Source organism: Lentibacillus sp. (assembly GCF_035301925.1).
Taxonomy (GTDB): domain Bacteria; phylum Bacillota; class Bacilli; order Bacillales; family Amphibacillaceae; genus Lentibacillus.
The window spans coordinates 1-8,605 of the sequence record NZ_DATGTI010000185.1 but is presented as its reverse complement, the minus strand read 5'-3'; the positions used below and the strand labels follow the sequence as shown (position 1 = coordinate 8,605).

General features: G+C 42.3%; 7 protein-coding genes. 5 read left to right on the top strand and 2 right to left on the bottom strand.

Annotated elements, in window-relative coordinates; all coding sequences use genetic code 11:
* Window positions 1–860 (bottom strand): LysR family transcriptional regulator (locus VK080_RS14960; RefSeq protein ID WP_324225574.1); only part of this gene is annotated, 860 nt, incomplete at its 3' end.
* A gap of 465 nt (window positions 861–1,325) precedes the next feature.
* Between VK080_RS14960 and VK080_RS14955 the strand changes: the two genes are divergently transcribed.
* The 5 genes from VK080_RS14955 to VK080_RS14935 all read left to right on the top strand — a co-directional run bounded on the left by VK080_RS14955 (window position 1,326) and on the right by VK080_RS14935 (window position 8,281).
* The gene (locus VK080_RS14955; RefSeq protein WP_324225573.1) at window positions 1,326–3,458 is read left to right on the top strand and encodes a hydantoinase/oxoprolinase family protein; all 2,133 of its coding nucleotides are present in this window, start codon (window positions 1,326–1,328) and stop codon (window positions 3,456–3,458) included.
* Window positions 3,459–3,461: 3 nt separating this feature from the next.
* A complete protein-coding gene (locus tag VK080_RS14950; protein ID WP_324225572.1) occupies window positions 3,462–5,234 on the top strand; it encodes a hydantoinase B/oxoprolinase family protein in 1,773 nt (590 codons plus the stop codon).
* A 58-nt stretch (window positions 5,235–5,292) separates the two neighbouring features.
* Window positions 5,293–6,009, top strand: coding sequence for an isochorismatase family protein (locus VK080_RS14945; RefSeq protein WP_324225571.1), 717 nt, complete (start codon window positions 5,293–5,295; stop codon window positions 6,007–6,009).
* A 253-nt stretch (window positions 6,010–6,262) separates the two neighbouring features.
* A complete protein-coding gene (locus VK080_RS14940; protein ID WP_324225570.1) occupies window positions 6,263–7,726 on the top strand; it encodes a sodium:solute symporter family protein in 1,464 nt (487 codons plus the stop codon).
* Between the two features lie 318 nt (window positions 7,727–8,044).
* Entirely contained in the window at window positions 8,045–8,281 is a 237-nt protein-coding gene (locus tag VK080_RS14935) for a hypothetical protein (RefSeq protein WP_324225569.1), read from the top strand.
* A 157-nt stretch (window positions 8,282–8,438) separates the two neighbouring features.
* On the opposite strand, the gene VK080_RS14930 is transcribed toward VK080_RS14935, so the two are convergent.
* The gene (locus VK080_RS14930; RefSeq protein WP_324225575.1) at window positions 8,439–8,588 is read right to left on the bottom strand and encodes a M20/M25/M40 family metallo-hydrolase; all 150 of its coding nucleotides are present in this window, start codon (window positions 8,586–8,588) and stop codon (window positions 8,439–8,441) included.
* Window positions 8,589–8,605 lie beyond the last annotated feature (17 nt).

Genomic DNA, 8,605 nt, shown 5'->3' with positions numbered 1-8,605 from the left:
TAGTCGACACTTGTGAATTCCTGGATTGTTTCGATGAATTTCTTCATCGTATTTGTTACGTATGATTCTGCATGCCAAATGAAGACAGTTGATATATTGCTGTATTTATCAGGGATATCATGGCAATGAATCGCACCGTCCAGTTCTAATTGACGAACCGTGGAGTGGGGGACAAGACTAATTCCAAGCCCTGATCTGACACTGCCTAAAATCGTTTCCAATGTGCCAAATTCCATCACGTTTGCATTTATAACGCCTTCATCATGAAGCCAATTTTCCAAATTAGCCCGATAACTGCATCCTTCGCTAAAAACGAGCAGTGGCTGTCTTTTTAAATCATCAAAGGAGATGCCTTCATTATTTGATATTAATACCAGCTTTTCCTGGAATACTTCAATCTGTTCGATCTCCGGGTGATAACCGAAACTCGTCACAAATGCACCATCAAGCTGCCGGCTCAAAATTAGACTGAGTAATTCTTTTGTGACGTCGGTTATAAGTGATAAATCAACATTGGGGTAGTTTCTATGGTAGGCAGATAAAATGACCGGCAGTTTAATAACCGTTTCGACTGTGCCGATTTCCAGTGTTCCTGAGGGACTGTCGGAATCCTGGAACGCTTTTTCCATTTCATTCAGCATAAGCAGAATTTTTTCCGAGTAATTCAGGAGTTTCTTTCCTTCTGAATTGAGCGTTGTTCCCCGGCTGTGACGGTGAAATAATTCAGTTTTTAAATTTGATTCCAGGGATTTTATTCTGGCGGTAATGTGTGATTGGACATAACAGAGTTCATCAGCAGCTTTACTGATACTTCCATGGCGCGCAACACTTTGAAAAATCAGCAAATCTTTTATTTCCACTTGCACCCCTCCAATAAGCAATTTACGTTTTATCATTCAGTTATAGTGATATAAGCCATCTTTTCTAATCATTATACGAGAAGGTAATTTAATTTTATAATAATTTTAAACATTAAACAAGTTGCAATTATTTAAATAGTAATAACTCCTATTGCAATAAACTATTCGAAAAACGTAAAACATTCGAGGGGAGGAAACAGATTAAGGCAGTTCAAATGGTAGTAAATTTGTCGGACATCAGTTTCGATGATAAAGACTATCATTTCAAATCATTATACATGAAAGCGCTTACGCAATATAATGTAACTAATAATTGAATATATAAAAATTTTCGGGTGATAGGAGGTGTCCATTCAATCACAAAGTAATTGAAGTAAATGTCAGCTTATGCATCTATCTCAGAAGGGCAAAACAAAGGCAGTTTTAATAATTGGTTTTATCCCTAAAATGAGAGGAGAAAAAAGAATGGTTCGAGTTGGAGTGGATGTTGGCGGTACTTTTACGGACCTGATATTGGTTGATGAAACAGCAAACAAAGTTAATGTACACAAGGTTCCAAGTACAACGCATGACCAATCCGTTGGTGTTATTAAAGGCATTAAAGAGCTCTGTTCAATAAGTGATGCGGATGTTGAGGATATTGATTATGTTCTGCATGGAACTACAGTTGCAACGAATATTACCATCGAAGGAAATGGTGCGAAGACAGGAATGCTGACAACGAGAAATTACCGGGATATTCTTCATATTGCCCGTCATAAAAAGAGCGAAAATTTCTCTATTCAGCAAAGCCTTCCGTGGCAGGATAATCCCCTGGTGAAGCGACGGCACCGTCTTCCAATCACGGAAAAACTTCAAGCACCCGATGGGAGTATCCGTACCACGATGGAGGAGCAGGAAGTACGGGATGCAGTTAAAAAATTGAAAGCAGAGAATGTAGATGTCATTATTGTTGGCTTTCTTTTTTCTTTTCTTAATGATGTCCATGAGAAAAGAGCAAAAGAAATTGTTAATGAGATCTGGCCGGAAATAAAATGTTTTACATCCAGTGAGGTTGCACCACGGATACGTGAGTATGAACGTTTCAGTACGACCGCAATGAATGCTTTTGTGGCTCCTAAAGTGAATCAGTATATAGATAATCTGGTTTTATCACTTGAAGAAGCCAACGTCAAAGGGAAACTGCAGATCATGCAGTCTTCCGGCGGTATGGCATCTTCCCAAAAAGCGACCATGACGCCGATGAATCTATTGAAATCAGGACCTGCGGGCGGCGTGCTGGCAGCTTCATGGTGGGGACAATTGGACGGGATAGAAGATGTGATCAGTGTCGATATCGGAGGCACCTCCGCTGATATTTCAATCATCCCGGAAAAAACCCCGAGGGTGGTAAATCCAAGAGATGCTCAAGTAAATGGTTATCCAGTGGTTACGCCGATGCTCGAGGTAGATACGATTGGTGCCGGAGGAGGTTCGATTGCCTATGTCGATGCCGGTGGCGCATTTCGGGTTGGACCCAAGAGTGCCGGGTCAACACCGGGCCCTGCCTGTTATGGCCAGGGCGGTGAGGATCCTTGTGTAACCGATGCGAATGTTGTCTTAGGACGGCTGGATCCGGAGCAATTTTTGGGCGGGGAAATTCCTCTGCACCCGGAAAAAAGCGTTGAATCTATTAAGAACAACATAGCTGATGAATTGAACATGACGATTGAGGAAGCAGCATTTGGCATTTTAAAAATCATTAACAACAATATGGCACTTTCTATTCGTGAAAACTCCGTCCGTAAAGGTATTGATCCGAGGGATTTTGCATTATTGGCTGCAGGCGGGGCGGGACCGCTTCATTCCATTGACCTGGCAGAAACAATTGGTTCGAAGGTCGTCATGGTTCCAAACTATCCAGGAATTACAGCTTCAGCCGGTTTATTAATCAGTGACTTGAAATACCATTTTAATGCTTCCTGTATTGAGGGTTTAGGAACAGTTTCGGAAGACCTTGTTTCTAAATTAGGTAAGCAGCTGCAGGAATTGGAGGATCAAGCGGCAAACCAGCTGATTCGGGATGGAATCAGTCAAGGTGATATTGAATATGAGCGGATTGCTGAATGCCGCTATATGGGACAGGGATTTGAACTGAGAGTACCTATTCCGGAGGGGCCGCTAACTAAGCGGAGCATCGATGAGATTGTTTCAAGTTTCCATTTGATGCACAAGCAGGAATATGGTCACTATTTCCCTGAAAACAATGTGGAGCTCATTTCTTTGGATCTTGTTGCAACCGGGAAAACGCCATCTTTTAAATTGCCTCAATTGGAAGAAATGGAGAGAACAAATCCGAAAGAAGCGCTTATGTATGAACGGCAAACCTATTTTGAAGTTGATGGAGGAATTAAAAGTATAGCAACACCGCGTTACCAGCGCGAAAAATTAATGGCAAATGATCGGATTACAGGACCGGCATCCATCATTCAGCGTGATTCAACAACAATTGTTCCACCTAACTGGGAGGTAGTCGTTTCATCACATGGTACGTTACTTGCAACACAAAATGAAACAAAGTCATCTCAGACTGCGGAAAAACATTTTACGGAGGTGTGAAGCGTGAGTAGTAAAAAAATTGATCCAGTAACCATGCAAGTTATTGGAGGAGCGCTGGATACGATTGCGAAAGAGATGTCGCACGTGGTGCAGCGGATGGCTTACTCTTCTTTAATCCGGGAATCCGAGGATCTTGGCGCCGGAGTATTCAGCAAATTTGGGGAAACACTTGCAGAATCAGATTCAACGCCCATGCAGCTGGGTTGTCTTCCCGGCTATATTCAAGGATTTCAGGAAAAGATCGGGGAAAATTATCATCCGGAAGATATTATTTGGAACAATGATCCGTATGCCGGTGCCTCACACTCGCCTGATATCTCCCTTACCCAGCCTATTTTCTATGAAGGGGAATTAGTTGGTTATGCAGGAACTACGGCTCACCACCTGGACATAGGCGGCGCACAGCCGGGTCTAATCGTGGACGCTCCTGATGTTTACGCAGAGGGATTGGTATTAAATGGTGTCAAGTTATATGATAAAGGACAACCAAATGAAACGCTGTTTGAAATCATCAGGCAGAAAGTGCGCACTTCCTCCCAGGTAATTGGCGACTTGGAAGCGCAAGTAGCTGCCTGCAGACTGGGGACGAAAAGGTACATTGAACTCCTCGATAAGTATGGCAAAGAGACGGTGCTTGCGGCTGGGGATGAATTGATGAATTACTCTGAGCGGATGATGCGTAAAGAAATCGCCAAGATCCCTGATGGTGAATATGAGGCAGAATCCTGGCTTGATGATGATGGCATCAACCTGAATGAAAAATTAAATGTTCATGTGAATGTCATTAAGAAAGGCAGTGAACTGGAGATAGATGTTTCCAAATCCGCTGACCAGGTGGCTACAGCGTTTAACGCAGCCTATTCCGGTGCACTGTGTGTCGGTGTATATAGTGTGGTGCGCTCCATATTTCTTGATACCTATACACATGAGGAATTTGTGCCGGCAAATCATGGGGTGTTTCGTCCTGTTAAAGTCACAGCAAGGAAGGGTTGTATCTTTAATCCGATTCCCCCTGCAGCTACCTTTAGCCGGGCCAATCAAGTGAATACTGCTGCGGATTTAATTATTAAGGCATTGACGCCGGTCATACCCGAAAGGACCTGTGCAGGGAGTGCCGCTAATATCCAGTTTGCATCGTATTCCGGATTGGATAAGGACCAAAATTACTGGGTATACATTGAAGTCAATGAGGGTTCTTATGGCGGACGTCCGGAAAAGGATGGAATGGACGCGATGGACTTTAGTTCATGGAACACACGAAACAATCCGATTGAAGACCTTGATATGCACACCCCTATGATCTGTGAGCAGTATGAATTGAGAGAAGATACCGGCGGTGCAGGTAAAACTCGAGGCGGCCTTGGGATTATCCGCCGGAACCGTTTCCTGACAGATGGATTAATGTCCATGGAAGGGGATAAGCATACCGTGAAACCATGGGGATACAATGGCGGCCTGCCGGGAAAAGAAGCATCATTAATTAAAAATTCGGATACAAATCCGGAAGAGCTCTCTTCAAAATTAAACGGAAAGCGTTTTAACGCAGGGGAGTCAGTGAAAATTATGGTGCCGTCATCCGGTGGCTATGGTGATCCATTGGAACGCCAAGCCAGTCAGGTTTATGAAGATGTGCTGGATGAAATGGTCTCTGTGGAAACGGCGCTGAATGACTATGGGGTTGTCATTGAGAATGAGAACTTAAATATGGAATTAACGGAAAAAAGACGAAAAGAAATGCGCCAGCAAAGAAACAAGCTGCCGTTATTCACCCAATAATGAATGAGTGTGTAAGTGTATCATAAAATAAATTCAAATTTTAGAAAGGGTGGAGGACATGTCAGAAGAAATTTTTGATCTGGAGTTATTGAGAAAAATGTTTAAAAGAGCAAGGGAAATCCATACGGACCGAGGGTTTCAGAAGCGCGTCGGTTATGGGAAAAAACCAGGCATCATCACAGTTGACCTTGCAAATGCGTGGACCAGACCAGGGCATGCATTTTCCTGCGAAAACATGGAAGAGGTCGTTCCGAATGTACGGCGTGTATTAGATGCAGCACGGGAAAAAAATGTGCCTATTTTCCACAGCACAACCGCATATAACCCGAATGGCTATCAGGATATCGGGAGATGGGCGGACAAAATTCCGTTGGACGAATTAAAGCTTGGGGAAGATTGGATTGATATTGATGAAAGGTTGAATCCACAGAAGGAAGAAGTGGTATTCGTCAAAAAGACGGCTAGCTGCTTTAACGGGACGCCACTGCAATATTGGCTTACAACCCATGGTGTGGATACACTTATTGTAGTCGGTGCTACAGCATGTGCCTGTGTGCGTCACACGTGCATGGACTCAACTGAACTTGGATTCCGTACCATCGTCCCTGAAGGAACGATCGCTGATCGGGTCCCTGGTGCAGTCGAATGGAATCTGTTTGATATTGATGCCAAATTTGGGGACGTGGATCCATTGGAGAAAGTAATTAATTATCTAAACGACATCGAAACTTTCCAGTTGGAGAATGGGGACTTGAGAGAAGAGTCCGTACGATAGTTAAAAGTGTATTTTAGTATCAGCCGTTAATAATTTATTAAAAATTGAATGGCAAATGTCCTAAATGGAAGGCATTTGCCATTTTACCTGTACCGACGGACTTAGAATTATAAAAGAGGTGATTTGCATGCATATGGCCATTCTTTACTATGTCATCTGTGTTGGTGGTACGCTAGTTGCTTCTATATTATATATGAACAAATATTGGACGAAAGAAAAATTAGAAAAGTTAATCAAAGGGGAATCTGATTAAATGGATGGTGTAATAGTCGCGGTAATTGTAGCTTTAGCCTTTTTCTTAGCATTTTTGCTTACTGTTGGTTATATATCATCTAAGAAAACTAAATCTACAGCGGACTTTGCGCTTGGAAGCAGAAAAATTGGACCTCTTATTGTGGCCGCTACCATGATAGCGACATATGGAAGTGCGAGCAGTTATTTAGGAAATCCCGGACTCGCGTATGAATATGGCTGGCCAATGGCATGGATCTGGATTGGCTGCGTGATAGGTATTGTCATTCCAATCCTGTTTTTAGGCCCAAGAATGAGAACAATCAGCGCTAGACTAAATACATTGACAGTTCCGGATTTTTTAGGGGAAATATATGAAAGCAAGTTTTTACAATTAATCATTTCGCTAGGAATTTTAGTGTTTTATACCCCTATGATGGTTGCACAATTTAAAGGGGTCGGTGTATTATTCAGTACTTTCTTTGGATCATCTTTTGACTGGCCAATCATCGTACTTGGTGCTATTCTGATCATTTTTTCATCAAAAGGCGGATTTGTAACTGTTGCATGGACAGATGCTGCACAAAGTATTTTTATGGCAGCACTTATGCTGTTCATTGTTCCGGCAAGTATATATTTTGTAGGCGGATGGAGTGCTATGAATGAGAAACTGAATGCTATTGATACCGCTCTCACGGGGATTTTTGACCCCGTTATGTATACCCCTGTAACCGTATTTTTTATGCTTATCTATTATGGTCTCTGGCAAATTGGCCAACCATACATGAGTATCCGGCTTTTTGCACTAAACGATGTGAAAAGTTTCAGGAAAGTCGTCATTTATGTGATCATATTTACAGTTGTAATAAGTGGAGGCATGTGGGCCGGTTTTGCCGGAAGAATTTTGTTCCCTAACTTACAGCAAGCGGATGCTGTATTGCCAATGTTTGTAAGTACGTATTTTCCTACTTATATTGGTGCATTAGTCGTTATCGGCGTCTTATCAGCGGTGCTTACAACCGTTTCCTCCATTTTACATTCAGTGGGAACAACAGTAGGTTATGATTTAATACAAAAATGTTTTCATATAGAACTTACTGACAAACAAAGTCTAAGAGTCTCGCAGGTCAGCACGCTGATTATTGGCGGGATTGCCATAATCGGGTCATTAATGCAAACGCCGGAATTTCTTTCTATTCTAGTGTACGGTGCATTGGGTGGAATGGGTTCGCTTGTAGTGGGGCCGGTAATCTTGGCTGTATTTGATCAGAAAGCAACAAAGGAAGGAGCTGTTACTGCTTCTCTTCTGGGGATTTCTGTATTTGTCATTTTGTTAGTATTTTATAATGTTTGGATATCGGGTTCACTTGGAATGATCAGTTCCATTATCGGCGCTTTTGTAGTCAGCAGATTTTTTGGGTCGCCATCGTCAACCATAAAAACCATTCACAAAGACTTTAACACAGAAGAAAAAGAAGCGATATAATACTTGACTGAACAAACAAGCAGGGTAGTCCAATTATCAGGATTACCCTATTTGTATTGGTAGTAATGACAGAATAAAACAGCAGTGCTTATTGAGCTGCATTTTTGAATGTACTCAACATTATTGTTATTTGAGCAGCTGGGTATCAGACTCGATGATAAAAACCATCATTTTTAATCATTATTAATGAAAACACTTACGTTGTACAATATAACTAACCATTTCCTGTACTGCAGATTATTTGGCAGACAACTTGGTATTGTAACTCAGCCAGAATTAAAACGCTTCCAATCTAAAAATAGTGAGGTGCTATTAAAAATGGCGGTAGAGAAAACGAATGCAAATGAAAAAGAGGGAAAAGTTATGGCTTTTCCCTCTTTTTGTGCTTCTGCGGCGGGATTGGGAATTCAGGGGCTTGAGAAGGTTGAGCAATTCGCGCGAGGTCCTGTAGATTTCGTGCGACGCTCACGGGATATCGCGCGAGCATGGCATGAAATCGCGCGACAGCTCAGGATATCGCGCGAGGACCGACTGAAATCGCGCAACGAGCCGTGAATTTCGCGCAACGTCCACAAGAAATCGCGCGAGACTTCTATGATTTCGCGCGATGTGCACCCTTCTATAATGTTAATTTTCGGCAGCTGCCGAAAATCGTCATATTGAAATTATTCTTCGACCTTTGAGGATGTCCACCAAAAACTAAATGTCTATATTATGTTGCATACTCAAGAATTAATGTTTTATAAAAATCAATCGAACGCAGGTATGCATCCACATCAACGTATTCATTTGGCTGGTGTGCCAGTTTTTCGTCTCCGGGACCGTAAATCAGTGTCGGGATTTCACTTTCGGGATTTAACACCGCACCGTCTGTATAAT

Coding starts and splice junctions, on each gene's coding strand:
- VK080_RS14955 (WP_324225573.1), top strand. CDS start 1,326: ATGGTTCGAGTTGGAGTGGATGTTGGCGGTACTTTTACGGACCTGATA.
- VK080_RS14945 (WP_324225571.1), top strand. CDS start 5,293: ATGTCAGAAGAAATTTTTGATCTGGAGTTATTGAGAAAAATGTTTAAA.
- VK080_RS14940 (WP_324225570.1), top strand. CDS start 6,263: ATGGATGGTGTAATAGTCGCGGTAATTGTAGCTTTAGCCTTTTTCTTA.
- VK080_RS14935 (WP_324225569.1), top strand. CDS start 8,045: ATGGCGGTAGAGAAAACGAATGCAAATGAAAAAGAGGGAAAAGTTATG.